2 protein-coding genes are annotated in these 605 nt (G+C 61.7%); one reads left to right on the top strand and one right to left on the bottom strand.

Going from position 1 to position 605, the window contains the following annotated elements:
- On the bottom strand, positions 1 to 239 hold a 239-nt coding region (locus tag EOA85_RS38465; protein WP_206523513.1), incomplete at its 3' end, for a hypothetical protein.
- Between EOA85_RS38465 and EOA85_RS36750 the strand changes: the two genes are divergently transcribed.
- Positions 232 to 605 (top strand): SDR family NAD(P)-dependent oxidoreductase (locus EOA85_RS36750; RefSeq protein WP_245486415.1); only part of this gene is annotated, 374 nt, incomplete at its 3' end. The two genes, EOA85_RS38465 and EOA85_RS36750, sit on opposite strands and share 8 nt — an antisense overlap.

Genomic DNA, 605 nt, shown 5'->3' with positions numbered 1-605 from the left:
ATTGGAAATCGATCAAGAACGTCTGAACCGGTGCGCGCGGCGTAACTCCAGCTAGCCCGACGCTCTAGCCCTGCCGCGGCTTTTCCTACCGCCTCGTGGCCCACCATGAACCTGTTCGGAGCTTCAGCCTCTGGCTTGAACTCCTCCGCCATTGACTTCACATTCGCCGCCGATTGGGAGGAAGAGCACATGCCGATGAGTTTTGCGGGACGGTTTGCCGGGCGGTCGGCCGTGATCACTGGTGGCGCGTCCGGAATCGGCCTGGCTGTCGCGCTAAGAATCGCTGAAGAGGGCGGGCGCGTTTGCGTCTGGGATCGCGACCCCACCCAGATCGAGCAGGCCAAGGCTGTCATTGCCGATTTGCATAGCGTGACTGTCGAAGTCGCCGATGCCGTGGCGGTCGAACAGGCCGCCCGGCAGACGATCGATGCCCTTGGCGCGGTCGATATCCTGGTCACCAGTGCGGCCATCACCGGACCGAACATGACGACCTGGGACTATTCGGTGGAGGATTGGCACCGGGTCATCGACATCAACGTCAACGGCGTCTTCTACTGCAACAAGGCGCTGGTTCCGCACATGCTCGAGCGCAATTACGGCAGGAT

It is taken from the genome of Mesorhizobium sp. M5C.F.Ca.IN.020.29.1.1 (assembly GCF_003997375.1).
GTDB classification, from domain to species: Bacteria; Pseudomonadota; Alphaproteobacteria; order Rhizobiales; family Rhizobiaceae; genus Mesorhizobium; species Mesorhizobium wenxiniae.
Note: the sequence above shows the minus strand (reverse complement) of the source record. Positions and strands in the feature narration are given on the sequence as shown.